Raw genomic sequence first — 20383 nt, forward strand, 5'->3', positions numbered from 1 at the left:
AGATCGCGCCTGCGCGCCCGCAATCGCTGCACGTCCCTTCACAACCGGGGACGCGAGGCGCGACACTCGCAGGCGCACATGAGCGTTGCCACCGCAACCTGCGGAAGTGAGGGCAAGTCATGTCCCTGCAGGACGATTTGAACGCCGTACGGCGCAACCTGGACGAGCTGACGCGCAAGGTCGAGCAGCTGGAGCGGAAGGCCGCGCGGCAGAAACCGGCGGGCGGCCCCGGCGCCGCACCGGACCCGTCCCGGATGGTGACCATCCCGGACGCCCCGTACGACAACGCGCTGTGGACCGACACCGACGACGAGGGACTCGGAGCCCGCGACCGTCGGGCACCCTGAGCCCACAAGCCGTACCCCCGCCACCCCATCAGGCCCAGCCGCGCGCCGTGCGCGGCTGGGCCTCCTGGGCCACCCCTGACCACTCCACCCGGAGTTCCCCTTGGCCACAGGCACCGAACCACCGCGACCCCGGCAGCTGACCGGCGTCCACGACATCTCCCGGGCCGCGATCGCGGCCCGGCACCTGCGTACCGACCGCTGGTGGCTGTCCCCCGCGGTCACCGCGGCAGGGCTGTTCGCCTTCATCGTCTATTCGACGTGGCGGGCCTTCGCCAACGCCGACTACTACGCGGCGCCGTACGTCTCGCCCTTCTACTCCCCCTGCCTGGCGGAGAACTGCGTCCCGATGAAGGACGGCCCCAACTGGGAGGTCTTCGGCAGCTGGTGGGGTCTGTCCCCCGCGCTGCTGATCCTGATCTTCCCGCTCGGCTTCCGGCTGACCTGCTACTACTACCGCAAGGCCTACTACCGCGGCTTCTGGGCCTCGCCGCCCGCCTGCGCGGTCGCCGAGCCGCACGCGACGTACACCGGCGAGACCCGCTTCCCGCTGATCCTCCAGAACATGCACCGCTACTTCTTCTACGCGGCGGTGCCGGTCGCGGGCATCCTCACGTACGACACCGTCCTCACCTTCCGGGACGAGACGTACGCGTGGGGCCACATGGGTCTGGGCACCCTGATCTTCCTCGTCAACATCGGACTGATCTGGGCCTACACCCTTTCGTGCCATTCCTGCCGGCACATCATCGGCGGCCGGCTCAAGCACTTCTCCAAGCACCCGGTGCGCTACCGGCTGTGGGGCTGGGTCGGGAAGCTCAACTCCCGTCACATGCAGCTGGCGTGGGCGTCGCTGATCAGCGTGGCGCTGTGCGACTTCTACGTGTACCTGCTCGCGACCGGCACCATCACCGACCCGAGGATCTTCTGACATGGCTCAAGTCGACCGGCAGCAGTGGGACGTGGTCGTGGTCGGCGCGGGCGGCGCCGGACTGCGGGCCGCGATCGAGGCCCGCGAGCGGGGCGCCCGTACGGCCGTGATCTGCAAGTCCCTGTTCGGCAAGGCCCACACGGTGATGGCCGAGGGCGGCATCGCCGCCTCGATGGGCAACGTCAACGAGGGCGACAACTGGCAGGTGCACTTCCGCGACACCATGCGCGGCGGCAAGTTCCTCAACCAGTGGCGGATGGCCGAGCTGCACGCGCAGGAGGCCCCGGACCGGGTCTGGGAGCTGGAGACCTGGGGCGCGCTGTTCGACCGTACGTCCGACGGGCGGATCTCGCAGCGCAACTTCGGCGGGCACGAGTACCCCCGGCTCGCCCACGTCGGCGACCGTACGGGCCTGGAGCTCATCCGCACCCTCCAGCAGAAGATCGTTTCTCTCCAGCAGGAGGACTTCAAGGAGACCGGGGACTACGAGTCCCGTCTGAAGGTCTTCCAGGAGTGCACGGTCACCCGCGTCCTGAAGGACGGGAGCGGCGGCGGCGACGGCAACGGCGCCGACGGCGGCCGGGTCAGCGGCGTCTTCGCCTACGAGCGCGAGTCCGGCCGGTTCTTCGTGCTGGAGGCGCCGGCCGTGGTGCTCGCCACCGGCGGCATCGGCAAGTCGTTCAAGACGACCTCCAACTCCTGGGAGTACACCGGCGACGGGCACGCGCTGGCCCTGCTGGCCGGCGCGCCGCTGCTGAACATGGAGTTCGTGCAGTTCCACCCGACCGGCATGGTCTGGCCCCCGTCGGTGAAGGGCATCCTCGTCACCGAGTCGGTGCGCGGCGACGGCGGCGTGCTGCGCAACAGCGAGGGCAAGCGGTTCATGTTCGACTACGTCCCGGACGTCTTCAAGGAGAAGTACGCCGAGACGGAGGCCGAGGGCGACCGCTGGTACGAGGACCCGGACCACAACCGGCGTCCCCCCGAGCTGCTGCCCCGCGACGAGGTGGCCCGCGCGATCAACTCCGAGGTCAAGGCGGGCCGCGGCTCCCCGCACGGCGGCGTGTTCCTCGACGTCTCCACCCGGATGCCGGCGGAGCGCATCAAGCGGCGGCTGCCGTCGATGTACCACCAGTTCAAGGAGCTGGCGGACGTCGACATCACCGCCGAGCCGATGGAGGTCGGCCCGACCTGCCACTACGTGATGGGCGGCATCGCTGTCGAGTCCGACACCGCGGCCACGGTCGGCGTGCCCGGCCTGTTCGCGGCGGGCGAGGTCGCGGGCGGCATGCACGGCTCGAACCGGCTCGGCGGCAACTCGCTGTCCGACCTGCTGGTCTTCGGCCGCCGCGCGGGTCTGCACGCGGCCCGGTACGCCGAGGAGCTGGCCGCGCGCCCGGCCGTCGCCCAGGAGGAGATCGACGTGGCGGCCGCGGAGGCCCTGGCCCCGTTCCGCGCCGAGGACGGGGCGGAGAACCCGTACACGCTCCACCAGGAGCTCCAGCAGACGATGAACGACCTGGTCGGCATCATCCGGCGGGAGGGCGAGATGCAGCAGGCCCTCGGCAGGCTGCGCGCCCTGCGGGTGCGGGCCTCGCGGGCCGGGGTCGAGGGGCACCGCCAGTTCAACCCGGGCTGGCACCTGGCGCTGGACCTGCGCAACATGCTGCTGGTCAGCGAGTGCGTGGCGCGCGCCGCGCTGGAGCGCACCGAGAGCCGCGGCGGCCACACCCGCGAGGACTGCCCGTCGATGGAGCGGGACTGGCGGCCGGTGAACCTGGTGTGCCACCCGGTGGACCCGCCCCCGGCGGATCCGGCGGCCGACCGGATCCGACTCGTCCGTACCCGTACGGAACCCATCCGACCCGACCTGCTCGCACTCTTCGAGAAGGAAGAGCTGGTCAAGTACCTCGCCGAAGAGGAGCTCTACGAGTGACGACCTACGACGCACGCTTCCGGATCTGGCGGGGCGACGCGGACGGCGGCGAGCTGCGGGACTTCACCGTCGAGGTGCACGACGGCGAGGTGGTGCTGGACATCGTCCACCGGCTGCAGGCCACCCAGGCCTCGGACCTCGCGGTCCGCTGGAACTGCAAGGCGGGCAAGTGCGGTTCGTGCAGCGCGGAGATCAACGGCCGGCCGCGGCTGATGTGCATGACGCGGATGTCGACCTTCACCCGTGAGGAAACGATCACGGTGACCCCGCTGCGGGCCTTTCCCGTCGTCCGGGACCTGGTCACGGACGTGTCGTTCAACTACGCCAAGGCGCGGGAGGTGCCGGCCTTCGTGCCCCCGCAGGGGGTGGCGGCGGGCGACTACCGGATGCAGCAGGTGGACGTCGACCGCTCGCAGGAGTTCCGCAAGTGCATCGAGTGCTTCCTGTGCCAGGACACCTGTCATGTGGTGCGTGACCACGAGGAGAACAAGAAGGCCTTCGCGGGCCCGCGCTTCCTGATGCGGGTGGCGGAGCTCGACATGCACCCGCTGGACGCGGCCGCCGAGGCGGGCCTGGACCGCAAGGCCACGGCACAGGACGAGCACGGTCTGGGCTACTGCAACATCACCAAGTGCTGTACGGAGGTGTGCCCCGAGGGCATCAAGATCACCGACAATGCGCTGATCCCGCTGAAGGAACGGGCCGTGGACCGCAAGTACGACCCGCTGGTCTGGCTGGGAAGCAAGATCGGGCGTCGGCGTTCCGACCCCCGTTAGCGCGATCACGGTACACAATGCCCCCTGGGAGAACGCCGGGTGCCGACCGGTGTGATGTCAGGGGGCTTCGCGTGCGGGTGGGGGACGAGCTGGCCGGCCGGTACCGGCTGGACCAGCGGCTCGGCCAGGGCGGCATGGGCGAGGTGTGGCGCGGGTACGACCTGACGCTGGACCGGTCGGTCGCCGTCAAGGTGCTGCTGGAGGCGGCGTCGGAGAACGACGAGGTGGTCAGCCGGTTCCGGCGCGAGGCCACCATCGGGGCACGGTTGCAGCACCCGGGCATCACGGTGGTGCACGATGTCGGCCGGCACGCCGGGCGGCTGTTCATCGTCATGGAGCTGCTGGCGGGCGAGGACCTGCGCACGCTGCTGGGCCGCTCGGCGGGCGGGCTGCCGGAGGCCCTCGCGGTGGACCTGGCGGCGCAGACGGCGGAGGCGCTGGCCGCCGCGCACGAGCAGGCGGTGGTGCACCGCGACCTGAAACCCGCCAACCTCTTCGTCCTGCCCGGCAACCGGGTCAAGATCTGCGACTTCGGCATCGCGCACTCCTCGGACGCGACGGCGGGCTGGACGGTCACGGGCCGCTGGTTCGGCTCGCCGCCGTACATGGCGCCGGAGCAGTGGCACGGCGCGCACGTGGACGCGCGGTGCGATCTGTACGCGCTGGGGTGCGTGCTGCGCGAGATGCTCAGCGGCGAGCCGCCGTTCGGGGCCGCCGAGTCGCCGTACGTCCTGCTGCGCCGGCACGTCGAGGAGGTGCCGATGCCGCTGCGGGAGGCCGGGTTCCCGGTGGCGCCGGAGCTGGAGCGGCTGGTGCAGACGCTGCTGGCGAAGGACCGGGCGGACCGGCCGGAGTCGGCGGCGGTGGTGGCCAAGGCCCTGCGGGGCCTGACGGGGGCGGGCGGTCCCGGTCCTGCGGATCCGGCGGGGGCGGCGGGGGCTGCGGGGGCGGCTGATCCGGCGGGGGCGGCTGATCCGGCGGGGGCTGCCGGGGCGGCTGGCGGGCAGGCCGCCCCGGTGGCCGATCCGCGCGTGCCGGCCGGTACGGACGGCCGCGGGACGGAGGGCACCGGCGGAACCGGGGTGGCCGGGCCGCCGGATCAGGCGGCCGGGGGCACGGACGGGGACCCGGCGGACGGCAGCGGCGGCCCGCACACGGCCGGCGGCACGACCGCGACCGCGGACGGGACCACGGACCGGAGCGGGACCGGGGCCGTGGACGGGACCACGGACCGGAGCGGGACCGGGGCCGTGGACGGGACCACGGACCGGGGCGCGACCGGGAGCACCGACGGGACCGCGGACCGGAACGCGACCGGGAACGCGGACCCGAACGCCGCCGGGAACGCCGCCGGGAGCGCGACCGGGAGTGTGGCCGCGGACCCTGGCCCGGAGCCCGCCGAGGGGGCCGCGGGCGACGTGGTTCCCGACGCCGTACGGGAGTTCGCCCGCGAGCTGGTGCTGGAGGCCGAGGAGGCGTTGCGGGCCGCGGTGCCCGACAGGGAGAACCTGCGCGTCGAGGCGCTCGCCGCCGCGGCCGACGCGGCGGCCCACTTCGACGCCGCCCTCGCGGGCCGGCTGCTGGAGGGCGCCGAGCGGTACGCGTGGACCGACGGGCAGGGCAACGGGGTCCGGGTCGCCGAACTGCTGACCTTCCTGGCCCGCCGGACCTCGCGGCACGCGCCCGCCCGCAGCGAGCGGCTGCTCACCGACGCCCAGCAGGCGCTGTTCACGGTCTTCGGGTCCAACCGGCCGGCGCCGCTGCGCCTGGTCGCCGAGGAGCTGGCCCGCGTCTCGCCCGCCCGCGGCGCCGCGCTCGCCCGGCGGTACTTCGAGGAGGGGTCGGCTGCCGCGGACCGGATCTGGGCCCGGGTGGCCGTGGCCACCGCCGAGACCGACTTCGAGCCGGCCCTGGCGCACCAGGCCCGGATCGGCGACGTCTTCCTGCGCGTCAGCACGCACGCGGACATGATCGTGGTGCTCAGCCGCCGGGACCTGCCCGCCGCGCTGCTGCTGGCCGGTCGGATCCAGGACGGCGCGGCCCGGATCGAGCTGCTGTGCCGGATGGCCGGCGAACTCGACGCCGCCGGGGACCGGGGCGGCGCCGCCGAGGCGCTCGGCGCGGCGGAGCGGGCGTACGCGCGCTGGGTGCCGGAGTACGCCGCCTGGCTGCGCGAGCACGCGGCCGAGCACGCCGAGGCCGGCCGCCTCGTCGAGGCAGAACGCCTCCGCAACAAGGCGGAGGCCGTCCTGCGTCAGGACGGCAGCGCCTCCGACGACGAGCGGGGGGACCGGGTCCGGGCGGCCCTGGCCTGGGCGCGCGGACTGGGCGCGGCGCGACAGCGGCCGGTCTTCCTCGGCCTGGCGGCGGCCCGGGAGCGCGCAGCCGCGGCCCGTGATCTGCCCGACGCCCCCGAGCGGGCGCGTGAGCTGGCCCGGCTCGCGCAGGAGTGCGTGGGCGCGCGGCGCACACCGTGGCTCCCGGAGGCGGCCGCCGACCCCGGGGCCCGGCCCCGTCAGGGCGCGGTGCTCTCGGTCAACGCCGAAGCGGCCGCCCCCGTACCGGCCGCGGACACCTCCCCCGGCGCACGCCAGTGGTACACCGGCGCGCGCCCGGAGGCCGTGTGCGCCGCCGGGGACGGCGTGGCCTGGACGGCGGGCGAGGAGGTGGGCGCCGTACGCGGCGACGGCCGCGGCACCCGGTGGACGGCGGCCGCCGACGAGGGCGTGCCCGCGCCACCGCTGGACGAGCGCCAGCGGGTGCTGTGCGCGGCCGACGCCGACACGGTGGCCGTCGCCGTGGAGCAGGCCGAGGGCACCGGCGTACGGCTGCTGGCCCGCGAACCCCGGGACGGCCGCGTGCGGTGGTGGCGGGACCTGCCCGAGGCGGGCCCGGCCCGGCGGGACCAGTCGCCCCTGACGGTGACGGGCGGGCTGGTCCTGTACGCGGGCGAGCGGGAGCTGACCGCGCTGGCCGCGGACACCGGGGAGGTCCGCTGGCGGCGGCCCGGGCGCTACCACCCCTCGCTGCGGACGGCCGTGGGCGGGGACTGCCTGGTGCTGGCGAGCCGCGACACGCTGCTGGGCCTGCACCTGGACGGCGGCGCTCTGCTGTGGACGTGGCAGCGCGGTGCGGGCCGGGTGCTGGTGCCCCCGGGCGCGCCGCCGGTCTCCGAGGGCGTGGTCGCGGTCCGCGACGGCACGGCGCTGCGCGCGCTGGACCGGCGGCGGGGCGCGGAGCTGTGGTCCGTGGAACTGGGCACGCCGTCGGCGGTCCTGCCGGCCGGCCCGGTGGTGTACGCGGCGGGCCGGCGGCCGCAGGACAAGGGCGACCTGGTGTTCGCGTTCGACCCGGCCACGGGGCGGGAGCGGTGGCGCCAGCGGATGGCGCAGCACGACGGCGGCTGCGCGCTCCAGCTGGTGGGGGTGCGCGGGGGGCTGCTGTACGTGAAGTCGGCGCGCGGCAGCCGGGGCCGGTTCGGCCGGGTGCCGCAGGGCCCCTTCCTGTCCGCGCTGGACGTGACGACGGGCAAGCCCCGGTGGTTCTGGGAACACCCGGGCATCGGCCACGCCGACGCCGTCCTCGTCGACACCACCGCGGTCCTCGCCCTGCCCGCCCTCACGGCGATCGCCCTGCCCTGACCCCGTCGGCCGGCGCGCGCCTTCCGGGTGCGGGGGTGGGCAAGCGCCCCTAACCTCCGAACTGTGACGCCGCCGAAGAAACGTACCGTCGTGCGGGCCGGGCTGGCGCTGGGGTCCGTGCTGCTGGGCCTCGGCGGGGTCGCGGCAGTCCACGGCGTCCACGCGCCCGCCGCGCGGGCCGAGGACCCGGTCGACCTGTCGAAGCAGGGCCAGGTCACCGACCGGGTGGGCGCCCTCGGCGACCGGGCGCCGGCCGTCGCCGCCGCGCTCGGCCGGCTCTACGACCGCCACAAGGTCCAGCTCTTCGTGACGTACGTACGGGACTTCTCCGGGCGCTCCGCGCAGAGCTGGGCCGACGCCACCGCGCAGCGCAACGGGCTCGGCCGGGACGACCTGCTGCTGGCGGTGGCGACCGGGGCCCGGCGCTACGCCTATTCGGCCGACGTCGACTCCGGTTTCACCGAGGCGCAGCTGGCGCAGGTCGCCCGTACCGCGATCGAGCCGGCGCTGCGGCAGAGCGACTGGGCGGGCGCGGCGATCGGCGCGGCCGACGGCTACGACGCGGTGCTGGCCGGCCGGCCCGTGACCGCGCCCGCGATCACCCCGGGCCCGGCCGACCCGGGCGGCGGGTCCACCGGTACGGACGGCGCCGGGGACTACGTCCTGCCGGTGGTGGCGGTCGGCGCGGCGGGCGCGCTGGCCGCGTACGCCTACCGGCGCACCAGGCGCCGCGGGGGCGGCGGTCCGCGCACGGCGGGCACGCGGGCCCATCCCGGCTGGGGGGAGGGCGCCGCGGCGCAACTGCCGCTGCCCGAACTGGACGCCCGGGCGAGGGCCCTGCTGGTGGAGGCCGACGACGCGGTGCGCACCAGCACCGAGGAACTCGGCTTCGCCGTGGCGCAGTTCGGCGAGGAGGCCGCGCAGCCGTTCACGGACGCCGTCGCGTACGCCCAGGACGAGCTGACGCACGCGTTCCGGCTGCGCCAGCAGCTCGACGACGCCTACCCCGAGGACGACGCGACCCGGCGCCGGATGCTCGACGAGATCGTGGCGCGGTGCACGGAGGCCGGCCGGCGCCTGGACGCGGAGGCCGCGGCGTTCGACCGGCTGCGCGCGCTGGAGAAGAACGCCCCGCAGGCGCTGGCCGCGGTCGAGACCCGGTTCCGGGAGCTGACCGGCCGGGCCACGACCGCCCGGGCGACCCTGACGGCGCTGGCCGGGCGGTACGCCGACTCGGCGGCCGCTCCGGTGGCCTCGCACGCCGAACGGGCCGAGGACCGGCTGCTGTTCGCCACCGGTCAGCTCGGCGAGGCGCGGGCCGCGCTCGCGGCGGGCGAGGCCGGCCGGGCGGCGGTGCACGTACGGGCGGCGGAGGGCGCGGTGGACCAGGCGGGCACGCTGGTGGAGGCGGTGGACCGGCGGGCGCAGGAGCTGGCGGAGGCGGCGGGGAAGCTGGACGGGGCGCTGACGGAGACCGAGACCGACCTGGCGGACGCCCGGGGTCTGCTGACCGGCACCCCGGAGGGGGTCTCGACGGCGGATCTGCGCGGCCGGATCGCACGGGCGGAGTCGGTGCTGGGCGATGTCCGCGGGGAGGTGGCGGCCGGCCGCTACGACCCCATCGACGCGCTGCGGCGGGTGGAGGAGGCCGACGCGGCGCTCGACGAGGCGCTGGCGGGGGCGCGGGAGCGGGAGAGCGCCGACCGGCGGGCGCGGAACCTGCTGGACCAGGCGCTGCTCTCGGCGCGCAGCGCGATCGGCGCGGCCACGGCCTCCATCACGACCAGCCGCGGCGCGGTCGGCAGCCAGGCCCGGACCCGCCTGGCGGAGTCCCAGCGCCACCTGGAGCGTTCGCTGGCGCTGGCCGGCTCGGACGCGGCGGGCGCGCTGGCGGAGGCGCAGCGGGCGGACGCGCTGGCCCGCGAGGCGCAGCGGCTGGCGGAGGAGGACGTGCGCGGCTACCGCGATCCGTACGCCGGGCGCACCGGCGGTGGCACGGGCGGCGCGGTGCTGGGCGGGATCATCCTGGGCGAGCTGCTGCGGGGCGGGCGCGGGAGCGGGGGGTTCGGCGGCGGGGGCGGCTTCGGTGGTGGTTTCGGGGGCGGGGGCGGCGGCGGGTTCGGGGACGGGGGCGGGTTCGGGGGCGGTTCCGGCCCGGGCCCCGGCTCGTTCGGGGGTGGTGGCACGCGCGGCCGGATGGGCGGCGGCGGCCGTTTCTGACAACCCGACATCCCGATGGAAGAAGGACGTCCATGAGCAAGCAGACCATCCTCGGCCGGGTCACCCAGCTCGCGAAGGCGAACATCAACGCACTGCTGGACCAGGCGGAGGACCCGCAGAAGATGCTGGACCAGCTGATCCGCGACTACTCCGACAACATCTCGGAGGCGGAGCAGGCGGTGGCGACGACGATCGGCAACCTGCGGATGCTGGAGCAGGACCACCGGGAGGACGTGGACGCGGCAGCGGAATGGGGGAACAAGGCCCTGGCGGCGAGCCGCAAGGCCGACGAGCTGCGGGCGGCGGGCTCGACGGCGGAGGCCGACACCTTCGACAACCTGGCCAAGGTGGCGCTGGGCCGGCAGCTGGGGTCGGAGCAGGAGGCATCGGCGGCGGAGCCGACGATCGCGGCGCAGACGCAGGTCGTGGACTCGCTGAAGGCGGGGCTGACGTCGATGAAGGAGAAGCTGGCGCAGCTCCAGGCGAAGCGGGACGAGCTGGTGGCGCGGGCGAAGTCGGCGCAGGCGCAGAACACGATGCTGGACGCGGTGAAGAACATCGACGTACTGGACCCGACGAGCGAGCTGCACCGTTTCGAGGAGAAGGTCCGCCGGGAGGAGGCGCGGGCGCTGGGCAAGGGGGAGCTGGCGGCGTCGTCCCTGGACGCGCAGTTCGAGGCCCTGGACGACCTCGACCGCCGCTCGGAGATCGACGCCCGCCTGGCGGCCCTGAAGGGCCGGGCAGCCTGACGGGGCCACCGACCGCGGGGGCTCCGCCCCCGCACCCCCGCACCCCCGCGCCCCCGCGCCTCACACGCCGGCGAGGCTCGATCAGCCCGGCTAGCCGCGGCTAGCCGTACAGCTTCAGCAGTTCCTCCGCCGACAGCTCCGAGGCCGGCTCCGCCGCCACCCCCGGCAGCGGGAGTTCGAACCACACCGTCTTCCCGCGGTGCGTGCGCCGCGTCCCCCATCCGGCCGACAGCAGCCCCACCAGTTGCAGCCCGCGGCCGCCTTCGTCGGTGTCGCGCGCCCGCCGCCGCCGCGGCTGCGCCAGGTTCGCGTCCCAGACCTCGCACACCAGTGTCCGGTCCAGCAGCAGCCGCATCCGGATCTCGCCCTGCCCGTACCGCAGGGCGTTCGTGACCAGCTCGCTGACCAGGAGCTCCGTGGTGTCGAGCAGGTCTTCCAGGCCCCATGCGGGCAGTTGGGTCCGGGCCAGTTCGCGGGCCCGGCCCACCGAGCGGGCCTCGCGCGGCAGCTGCCAGTCGCCGACCGCCTCCCTCGGCAGCCCCTGGACCCGTGCCATCAGCAGGGCGATGTCGTCCTCGCCGTGCCGGGTGTCCAGGGTCGCCAGCACGTGGTCGCAGACGTCCTCCAGCGGCCGGACCGGGTCGGCGAGGGCCTCGCGCAGACCGCGCAGGCCCTCCTCCAGCGGGTGGTCGCGCGACTCGACCAGGCCGTCGGTGTAGAGCGCCAGCAGCGCGCCCTCGGGCAGTTCGACCTCGACCTCCTCGAACGGCTCGCCCCCGACGCCCAGCGGCATCCCGGGCGGGACCTCCAGCATCAGCGCCGGCTCGCCGTTCTCGACGAGGACCGGCGGCATGTGGCCGGCGTTGGCGATGGTGCACCGCCGGGTCACCGGGTCGTAGACGGCGTACACGCAGGTCGCGAGGTAGACCTCCGCCAGGTCCTCCGCCCCGCCCCGCGCCCGCGACGGGGACGTGCCGCCGCGGGCGCCGAGCCCCCGCGCCACCTCGTCCAGCGCGGTGAGGACCTCCGCCGGTTCCAGGTCCAGCAGGGCCAGCGTACGGACGGCCGTGCGCAGCTCGCCCATCGCGACGGCCGCCCGCAGGCCGCGGCCCATGACGTCGCCGACGACCAGCGCGGTGCGGTGCCCGGGCAGTTCGATCACGTCGAACCAGTCGCCGCCGACCTCGGTCGCCGCGTTGCCCGGCAGGTAGCGGCAGGCGATGTCCAGGCCCGCCGCCTCCGGGTCGCCGGGCGGCAGCAGACTGCGCTGCAGTATCAGCGCCCGCTCGTGCTCGCGCCGGTACAGCCGCGCGTTGTCGATGCATACGGCCGCCCGCGCCGCCAGCTCCACGGCCACCGCCCGGTCCCGTTCCCCGAAGGGCTCGCTGCCCTTGGTCCGGGAGAACTGCGCGAGGCCGACCACCGTGTCGTGCGCGACCATCGGCACGACCAGCGTCGACTGGACCAGGTCCTCGGGTCCGCCGCCCTCGATCAGCCGCGGCCGGGCCGTCCGCAGGGCGAGCGCGGCCGGTGAGGCGGCCGGGTAGCGGTGGACCTCGCCGACGGCGACCAGCGGGCCCCACAGCGGGGCGTCGGAGACGGCGCTGGAGAAGGCGACCCGCCGCAGCTCGGCCGAGGGCACCCGGGCCGCGCCCTGGTCCGGCAGGGTCGGCACCCCCGGGCCCTGCGGCCGCGCGGGGCGGTCGTCGTCGCCGAGCAGCAGCCCCTGGTAGAGGTCGACGGCGGCCAGGTCGCAGAATCCGGGGACGGTCACGTCGAGCAGCTCGCGGGCGGTGGTCTCCAGGTCCAGGGAGTTGCCGATGCGGTGGCCCGCCTCGTTCAGCAGGGCGAGGTTGCGCCGTACACCGGCGGCCTCGCGCGCGGCCAGGTGGCGGCGCGTGACGTCGGTGCCGAGCCCGGCGACGCCGATGGGCCGGCCGGTGCCGCCGTGCACCCGGTAGAGGTTGATGGACCAGTGCCGGTGCTCGCGGCTGCCGGGGGCGGCGCCGGTGATCTGCAGGTCGGTGACGGACACGCCGGTCTCCAGCACCCGCCGCAGGGCGTCGGTCATCCGGTCCGCCTCGTGCGGGGCGAGGTAGTCGTGGACGGTGCGGCCGCGGTGCTCCTCCGCGGTGCCGCCGAAGACGGTCGCGAAGCGCCGGTTGGCGCGCCGCACGGTCAGGTCCGTACCGAACAGCAGAAATCCGAAGGGAGATTGTCCGAAAATGGCTTGGGACGCCGCGAGATCGGACTCGATCCTGCGCAGCGCGCGGACGTCGACCACGACGCAGAGCGCGGCCCGCTCGGCGGTCTCGGTCTCGGTGGGCATCACATAGATCTCGGCCACGCCGTGCCGGCCGTCGCCGCCGGGGATCCGGAAGGGGACCAGCCCGGTCCATTCGTTGCCGTCGAGGATCTCGGCGACCTTGCGGTGGCCGCCGTCGCGCAGTTCCGGCGGCATGAACGCCTCGACGGGGTCGCGCCCCACCGTCCGATCGGCGCTCAGGCCGAAAAGTTCCTGGGCGCGCAGGCTCCACTGGTCGATGAGACCGTCGGGCCCGATCGAGAAGGACGCGACCTTGATGTAGTCATATATCGAGCCAGGCGGACTGCTGTGCCAGAGGGCGTCGTGCCACGCCTCCCCGGGCACCCGCGTCTGATGTGCCTGCGCAGGTATTTCGCTCACGCGACCGTCCCCTCCAGCTCACCGCAACCGGACCGGCCATGACCGAAGTATTCAGCACCACGGCCCCGGACGGCACGGCGTTCACGATCACAGCAAGGTCTCAGTCATTTCCAGCCAGGCCGGCCGGGCGTCAGCCAACCGTCACTTTGTTACTCACCGGGCAGGGCCAGCTCGAACCACACAGTCTTGCCCGATTTTCCGTGTCGGGTCCCCCAGCGCTGTGCCGAGACGGCCACCAGGTGCAGTCCCCGGCCACCTTCGTCGTCGGGGGTGGCGACCCGTTCGCGGGGCGGATCCGGAAGCGGATCGGAAACCTCCACGAGCAGCGCGGGGCCGCTCGCGGGGCTCCCGGTGGCCTGTTTACGCCGCTCCAGCCGGACCCCGATCGGGCCGGAGGCGTACCGGAGCGAATTGGTGACCAGCTCGCTGACCAGCAGGACGGTGACGTCGCCGACGGCTTCGAGACCCCACGCGTGCAGGGCCCCGCGTACGGCGTGCCGGGCGGTGCGGACGGCGCCGGGTTCGGCGGGGAAGGCCCACTCGGCGCATTCACCGTCTGTGTCGATCACGCCGATCACTTCCCGGGCCAGCAGCGGACCCCGATCCGTTCGTCAGCGACGAGAGAGGGACGAGATAGGGATTAATAGCGACATACCCGGTTATTAAGGCGTCGTACCACCCGATCCGCCGACCACCGGCGCACTGTGGCACGTACGGCCTACAGCGCGAGCCCTACGCGCCCCCGGGCCCGGCCCCGGCCCCGCCGGAGCCGCCGGAGCCGCCGGCCGCGACCACGTTCCCGGCCGCGGCGGCGCGCAGCCTGCGCCCCACCTCGGCGACCGCGGGGCGGTCCTGGTCGAGCCAGTCCACCGAGTCCAGCTCGTCGGGGCCGAGCCAGCGCAGTTCGTCGTGGTCCTCCAGCGGCGCGGGCGTGCCGGACAGCAGCCGTACGGACCACACGTGCAGGACCAGGCCCGGCCGCACGGGCCACGCGCCCGGGATGCGGTCCACGGGCGCGGTCTCGACCCCGAGCTCCTCGCGCAGTTCGCGGACCAGGGCGTCGGGGACGCTCTCCCCCGGCTCGGTCTTGCCGCCCGGCAGCTCCCAGCGGCCGGCGACCTCGGGCGGTGCGCTCCGGCGGGCGGCCAGCAGGCGCCCCTCATGACAAAGGGCCCCGCCCACGACCACTCGTTCAGTCATGGACGGAGCCTATGCCACCGCATCGCGGGGAGTTCCGTGCGGTTCAGTTCGCCGTGGCGGTCTGGTCGATCCGCTCGACCCAGTAGAGCTGCTTGTGTCCGCGGTCGTCGAGGCTGTCGGCGACCTTCTGGGCCTCGGACCGGGTGGCGTAGCGCCCGACCCGGTAGCGGTTGCCGTTGTCGTCCTGCCGTATGACCAGCCACGGAAGCAAGGCACCGCTGTCGTTCATCGCGCTCCACCCTCCGCCGCCGTACCTGCCCAGGAAACCGCATTGCGCATATGCCCGAGCTTACGCCCGACCTTTACTGAGCGGATACGGTTTTTTACGAAGAGGTACCTGGCAGGCGTACGCATCCGGCCATGCGTACGAGCGGGCCGCGCGCGCCGGTTCAGCACCGGCGCACGGACGGCCGGAACCGGGCCGGGCCAGGCCGTACGCACCCTGGGCCCGGCGGGCGGGCCGACCGGGGAGGCCGTACGCGGGAGGCGGACACCGGAGGTGGGGGCGTTCGGCATCACGCCGAAACCCGCCGTTCACCCCCGGGCGGCGGCGGGCCGGGGCGGGGCGGCGCCGGCGCGGAAAGCCGGGGCGGCGGCGCCGGCGTGGAAGGCCCGCGCAAGCCCACGGGAGCCCGTGGGCCCCCGCGTCAGCGGACCGGCATGTGGTACGCCAGCCGGTAGCGGTCGGCCGGGACGACCACGTCGGCGGTCTCCACCGCGCGGCCCGACGCGAAGTACGTACGGCTGATCACCAGGACCACGTGGCCCGGGACCCCGCCGAGCGCCAGGATCTCCTCCGCCAGTCCCGGGCGGGCGCCGACCTCCTCGACCACGTTGTCGACGACCACGTCGATCGCGGCCATCCGGTCGACCACGCCGCAGCCGCCCAGCGGCCCCTCCTCCGGCAGCATGACCGGGGTGCGGCCGGTCACGGCGAGCGGCTCCCAGGAGGTGGAGAGCATCATCGCCTCGCCCGCGTCCCGGAACACGTACCGCGTGCGCATCACGCGCTCGCCCACCTCGATGCCGAGCCTCTCGGCGATCCCGGCCGGGGCGTCGGTCTGCTCACTGCCGGAGTCCCAGGTGCCGCGGGCCGTGGGGTCCGCCTGCTCCTGGCGGAAGGGGGTCGACAGGCCGGCCTCGCGGTAGCCGGAGCGGGCGACGCGGCGCGGCACCGGCTGTTCCCGTACGTACGTACCGGAACCGGAGCGGCCTTCGACCAGCCCTTCCGCCATGAGCACCTTGCGGGCCTCCAGCGCGACGGTGTCCGAGACGCCGTACTCCTCCCGGATGCGGGCCTGCGAGGGCAGCCGGGTATGCGGGGGCAGGGACCCATCGACGATCTTCCGCCGCAGATCCCCGGCGACGCGAAGATAGGCCGGCTGCTCACCGAAAGTCACTGGCCACTCCCATCAGGTTGACAGACAGCAACAGCCTGGCAACCAGTGGTTGATGACCGCAAGCAAGGGCCAGGGTTTCACCCGATGTGATGAAGCCTGGTCCCCAAACCCGTTACCGTGCGTTACGCCGCCTCGCGCGACGGCGTCCGGCCCGCGCCGGGGGCCCCGCTCCCGCCCTCGCCGCGCTCCGACAGCCACTTCGGGACCGTCGTCGACAGCCCCAGCGCCCCGCGCAGGTTCTTCTCCGCCTCGATGCCGACCGCGTCCGTCGCGTCCGCCCACGCGTCCTCGAACGCCGCCGCGTCCTTGGCCTCGGACGCCTTGCGCCAGGCCGCCCTCGCCCGGTCCACCTCCGCGCGCAGCGCGTCGGCGGGCCGCTTCGCCGCCTTGTTGCCGCTGACCGTCAGCAGGGCGGTGGTCTCGGAGGCCAGCGCGCCCTCGACCTGGCGCGCCCACGCCCGGTACTCGGGCAGCGCCACGGCCACGTCCTCCTCGTCCGGCACCTCGCTGAGCTGGAACTCGACGTCGTTGGCGGCCTTGAGGAAGATCGCCTGCTCCGACGTCACCCCGGCCTGCTCCAGGCTGCCGCTGTGCTGCTCGCGCGTCGTCCCGATCACGCACATGATCCGGCGGTCGCCCAGGACCCAGGACTCCTTGCTGGGGGTGAAGTAGTACATCTCGGCGTACTCGGGCAGCGCCCAGGAGTCCGGGGCGTAGTCGTCCTGGGCCTTCCAGCAGGCGTCCTCGGCCTGCCGGTCCATGGCGTCGTAACCGGGGAAGCCGCCCTTCGTCTCCACCGTGACCTCCGCCGAGGTGACCTCGGCGTGGTGCGGCTCGGTGCACGGGACGACGAAGACGAAGACGGTACGCCGCTCCATGTCGCCGCCGGGCACGTTGTAGCACTGGCCGTGGCGCACGCGCTCGATGTCGGTGCGCCGGCCCTCCGCGGTCCCGCCGCCCCCGGAACGCTCGGCCATCCCCTCGCGGACGCCCTTCATGAACTCGGGGCCGACCGCCTGGACGAAGAACACCATCACGACGCTCATCACCACCGACACGGCCAGGCCCGCGATGGCCAGCGGCTTCCCGCGCTGCCCCTTGGACCCGATCTGGACCAGCGCCACGATCGCGAACACGAGGCCCAGCGGCGGCAGGCAGACCAGCCCGACCACGAGCGAGGCGACCGCGAAGCCGTTGAGCGTCCGCTGCTGCTGGAAGCCGGGCGGCGGGGCCCACGGGTTCTGCGGGTGCGGCGGGGCCCACGGGCTCTGCGGGGGCTGCGAGTTCTGCGGGGGCTGCGAGTTCTGCGGGGACTGCGGGTTCTGCGGGGACTGCGGTGGCGGCCAGTGGGGGGAGGACGGCGGAGTCGGCGGCGGGAAGCTCACGGGGCAGGTGCTCCAACGGAAGGCGCGAACGAATGCGCGAATAGTACGCAGCGGGGGCGACCGTCGACCGGTCGCCCCCGCCACGCCGTCCGTTCAGGTCAGAACTGCAGCGACCAGGCGTCGATCTTGCCGGTGTCGATGTTGGCGTTGTCGTTCACCCGCAGCTTCCAGCTGCCGTTGGCCACCTCGGAGGAGGCGTTCACGGTGTAGGTCTGGAGGATGTTGTCCGCGCTGCCGCCACCGCGGTTGTGCAGGGTGTACACGCTGCCGTCGGGGGCGATCAGGTCGACCTTCAGGTCACCGATGTACGTGTGCTTGATGTCCACGTTGACCTTGAGGGCGGCCGGGGCGTTGCCCGCGACCCCGCTGACGGTCACCGGGGACTCCACCGTGGAGTTGTCGTTGATCGCGTAGTCCGCGGTGTTCTCGAACTTCGGCCCGGGCGGGTTGGTGGTGCCGCCGCCGACCTTCAGCAGGAGGTTCGGCGAGCCGGTGCCCGGGCTGGTCACCACGTTGGGCGTGGCCGCGCCGACCAGACCGGCGCTCACCTGGGCCGGGGTGCTGGCGGGGTTCTGCGAGAGGTAGACGGCGGCCGCGCCCGCGACGTGCGGCGAGGCCATCGACGTACCGGAGATGGTGTTGGTGGCGCTGTCCCCGGTGTTCCAGGCCGAGGTGATGCTCGAGCCCGGCGCGAAGAGGTCCAGGATCGCCCCGTAGTTGGAGTAGCTGGCGCGGGCGTCTGTGCTGGTCGTCGCGCCGACCGTGATGGCCTCGGCCACGCGGGCCGGGGACTTGGTGTTGGCGTTGGTGTTCTCGTTGCCCGCCGCGACCGCGTAGGTGATGCCGGCGGCTATGGAGTTGCGCACCGCGGTGTCGAGGGCGGTGTCGGCGCCGCCGCCGAGGGACATGTTCGCCACGGCCGGCTTCACCGCGTTCTGGGTCACCCAGTCGATGCCCGCGACCACCTGGGCGGTGGTGCCGGAGCCCTGGTTGTTGAGCACCCGGACGCCGACGATCTTCGCCTTCTTGGCCACGCCGTAGGCGTTGCCGCCGACGGTGCCGGCCACGTGGGTGCCGTGGCCGTGGCCGTCCTGCGCCACGTTGTCGTTGTCGATGGCGTCGTAGCCGTTGAAGGCGCGGCCGCCGAAGTCGGAGTGGCTGATCCGGACACCGGTGTCGATGACGTAGGCGGTGACGCCCTCGCCGGCCTTGTCCGGGTAGGTGTAGCTCTGGTTGAGCGGCAGCGCGGCCTGGTCGATACGGTCGAGCCCCCACGACGGCGGGTTGGGCTGGGTGGCGCTGACGGTGAACGTCCGGTTCTGCACGACGGACGCGACCGCCGGGTCGGCGGCGATCTTCTTGGCCTGCGCCTCGGAGGCCTCGATCGAGTAACCGTTGAGCGCGGCGGTGTAGACCTTGTCGATCTTCGCACCGTGCTTCTCGGCGACGGACTTGCCCGCGGCGGCGGTGGAGCGGGCCGCGGAGTCCTTCAGGATCACGATGTAGCTGCCGGCGACCGTGCCGGCCGCGCCGGCGTTCTCGATCCGGCCTTCCGCGGCGGATCCGCCGGCGGCCGCGGCCGGGAGTGCGGACGCGGCGCCGAGCACGAGGGCGACGACGGCGGTCGCACTGACGCCGACGAGCCTGCGACGGGTATGACGCATCACGGACATGTGAGGGGTCCTCCTCATAGGTGGTGCGCTGCGGGGGGTGAAGCGACATGCCCATGACAAACGCCGTTGCCTGACGGGCCGTCGCCTCCAAGAGGTTGGCCCACGTTCTCGCCATCCGACAAGAGGACGACGGATGCGTAACACGCGCGCCACACAACGGCCACGATCGGCCAAAGGCTCCACGCACAGGACCGCCCGGGGCCCAATACCGGTTCCGGCCAGCCCGCCCCCGTCCACCCCGTCTCGACCGCCCCGCGCGCCACAGGCGCGGGCGCCGGCTCCTCCCGAGACCACCGCCGGTGCCCCCGGCCGGAGCCACCCCCTCCGCCCGGCACCGCGGCGGATCGTTTTTTCGCCACCGGCCGCCCGGTGCGGCGGGCCGGGGGTGGCGCCGGACCCGCCGGACTCGTTTGTGAAGCTTTCGTGCAGGCCGCGCACGGAGTCCGCGGCCGGCCGCGGTACCGGCATGGTTCGGCTTCCGGCAGGTGTCGGAAATCCGCCGGACCCGGCGCCGCCGGTCTGATGGACTGCCCCCATGACCACGCATCGTGACAGCTCCCGTGCCCGCGCCGAGGCCTTCGCCGCGCTCCACACCCCCGCCGCCCCGCTCGCCCTCGCCAACGTGTGGGACGTCGCCGGGGCCCGGCTCGTCGAGGCCGCCGGGGCGCCCGCCGTCGCCACCACCAGTGCCGGCGTCGCCTGGTCGCTCGGCGCGGCCGACGGCAACGCCCTCGCGCGCGAGCGCGCCGTCGACCTCGTGGCCCGGGTCGCCGGGGCGGTCGGCGTACCGGTGACCGCCGACATCGAGAGCGGCTTCGGCGCGGACCCCGCCGAGGTCGGCGAGACGGTCGCCGCCGTCATCGCGGCCGGCGCCGTCGGGATCAACCTCGAGGACGGCGCCCACGAGCCCGCCGCGTACGTCGAGCGGCTCGCCGCCGCCCGGGCCGCCGCCGACGCCGCCGGGATCCCGCTCTACATCAACGCCCGCATCGACACCTACCTCCGGGGGCTCGGCGAGCCCGGCCCGGTCCGCCTCGCCGAGACCCTGGCCCGCGCCGCCGCGTACCGGGAGGCCGGGGCCAGCGGGATCTTCGTACCGGGCGTGCACGAGCCGGCCGCCGTCGCCGAGCTCGCGGCCGGGATCGACGCGCCGCTGAACGTCCTGGCCGGCCCCGGCGCCCCGAGCGTCGCCGAGCTCGGTGCGCTCGGCGCGGCCCGCGTCAGCCTCGGCTCGTGGGTCGCGGAGGCGGCGTACGCCCTGGTGCGGCGGGCCACCGAGGAACTGCTCGCCAAGGGGACGTACGACGCGCTCGCCGGCTCCCTGGGCTACGGGGAATTGAACGGCCTGTTCCCGCGCTGAACCCTTCCGTGCGGCCGCGGCCGCCGCCGGACGTGGTCCGGGCCGGCCCGCACACCGGATGCCGTACCAGCCGACCGCCCCT

General features: G+C 74.3%; 15 protein-coding genes. 8 read left to right on the forward strand and 7 right to left on the reverse strand.

Annotated elements, in window-relative coordinates; genetic code table 11:
• Positions 1–119 precede the first annotated feature (119 nt).
• From ACIPXB_RS33885 to ACIPXB_RS33915, 7 genes are all read left to right on the forward strand, one after another.
• On the forward strand, positions 120–347 hold the full coding sequence (locus tag ACIPXB_RS33885; RefSeq protein WP_401456270.1) for a hypothetical protein: 228 nt from the start codon (positions 120–122) through the stop codon (positions 345–347).
• A gap of 100 nt (positions 348–447) precedes the next feature.
• Positions 448–1275: a hypothetical protein gene (locus tag ACIPXB_RS33890; RefSeq protein ID WP_401456272.1), complete on the forward strand. Its 828-nt coding sequence runs from the start codon at positions 448–450 to the stop codon at positions 1273–1275.
• Position 1276: 1 nt separating this feature from the next.
• Entirely contained in the window at positions 1277–3211 is a 1935-nt protein-coding gene (locus tag ACIPXB_RS33895; RefSeq protein ID WP_401456273.1) for a fumarate reductase/succinate dehydrogenase flavoprotein subunit, read from the forward strand.
• Entirely contained in the window at positions 3208–3987 is a 780-nt protein-coding gene (locus tag ACIPXB_RS33900; RefSeq protein ID WP_401456276.1) for a succinate dehydrogenase/fumarate reductase iron-sulfur subunit, read from the forward strand. The genes ACIPXB_RS33895 and ACIPXB_RS33900 overlap by 4 nt, the downstream gene beginning before the upstream one ends.
• A gap of 71 nt (positions 3988–4058) precedes the next feature.
• Entirely contained in the window at positions 4059–7628 is a 3570-nt protein-coding gene (locus ACIPXB_RS33905) for a protein kinase (RefSeq protein ID WP_401456278.1), read from the forward strand.
• Between the two features lie 63 nt (positions 7629–7691).
• Positions 7692–9848 carry a TPM domain-containing protein gene (locus tag ACIPXB_RS33910; RefSeq protein WP_401456281.1) on the forward strand — a complete coding sequence of 719 codons (2157 nt, stop codon included), beginning with the start codon at positions 7692–7694 and terminating at the stop codon, positions 9846–9848.
• 32 nt (positions 9849–9880) lie between these two features.
• Positions 9881–10597, forward strand: a complete 717-nt coding sequence (locus tag ACIPXB_RS33915) for a PspA/IM30 family protein (protein WP_401456283.1) — start codon at positions 9881–9883, stop codon at positions 10595–10597.
• A gap of 100 nt (positions 10598–10697) precedes the next feature.
• Here the strand turns inward: ACIPXB_RS33915 and ACIPXB_RS33920 are convergent, their stop codons facing one another.
• The 7 genes from ACIPXB_RS33920 to ACIPXB_RS33950 all read right to left on the reverse strand — a co-directional run bounded on the left by ACIPXB_RS33920 (position 10698) and on the right by ACIPXB_RS33950 (position 18941).
• Positions 10698–13274 carry a SpoIIE family protein phosphatase gene (locus ACIPXB_RS33920; protein WP_401456369.1) on the reverse strand — a complete coding sequence of 859 codons (2577 nt, stop codon included), beginning with the start codon at positions 13272–13274 and terminating at the stop codon, positions 10698–10700.
• Positions 13275–13432: 158 nt separating this feature from the next.
• Positions 13433–13861, reverse strand: coding sequence for an ATP-binding protein (locus ACIPXB_RS33925; protein ID WP_401456285.1), 429 nt, complete (start codon positions 13859–13861; stop codon positions 13433–13435).
• A gap of 154 nt (positions 13862–14015) precedes the next feature.
• Positions 14016–14483, reverse strand: a complete 468-nt coding sequence (locus ACIPXB_RS33930; protein ID WP_401456286.1) for a (deoxy)nucleoside triphosphate pyrophosphohydrolase — start codon at positions 14481–14483, stop codon at positions 14016–14018.
• Positions 14484–14526: 43 nt separating this feature from the next.
• Positions 14527–14712: an SPOR domain-containing protein gene (locus tag ACIPXB_RS33935; RefSeq protein WP_401456288.1), complete on the reverse strand. Its 186-nt coding sequence runs from the start codon at positions 14710–14712 to the stop codon at positions 14527–14529.
• 418 nt (positions 14713–15130) lie between these two features.
• Positions 15131–15883 (reverse strand): GntR family transcriptional regulator, encoded by a 753-nt coding sequence (locus ACIPXB_RS33940; RefSeq protein WP_401456289.1) that lies wholly within the window; start codon positions 15881–15883, stop codon positions 15131–15133.
• Between the two features lie 122 nt (positions 15884–16005).
• On the reverse strand, positions 16006–17268 hold the full coding sequence (locus tag ACIPXB_RS33945) for a DUF4190 domain-containing protein (protein ID WP_401456292.1): 1263 nt from the start codon (positions 17266–17268) through the stop codon (positions 16006–16008).
• A gap of 98 nt (positions 17269–17366) precedes the next feature.
• Positions 17367–18941: a S8 family peptidase gene (locus ACIPXB_RS33950; protein WP_401456293.1), complete on the reverse strand. Its 1575-nt coding sequence runs from the start codon at positions 18939–18941 to the stop codon at positions 17367–17369.
• Between the two features lie 535 nt (positions 18942–19476).
• On the opposite strand from ACIPXB_RS33950, the gene ACIPXB_RS33955 reads away from it, so the two are divergent.
• Positions 19477–20301: an isocitrate lyase/phosphoenolpyruvate mutase family protein gene (locus ACIPXB_RS33955; RefSeq protein ID WP_401456294.1), complete on the forward strand. Its 825-nt coding sequence runs from the start codon at positions 19477–19479 to the stop codon at positions 20299–20301.
• The last annotated feature ends 82 nt before the right edge of the window (positions 20302–20383 follow it).

The sequence above is a fragment of the Streptomyces sp. NPDC090022 genome, assembly GCF_044748145.1.
Classification (GTDB): domain Bacteria; phylum Actinomycetota; class Actinomycetes; order Streptomycetales; family Streptomycetaceae; genus Streptomyces.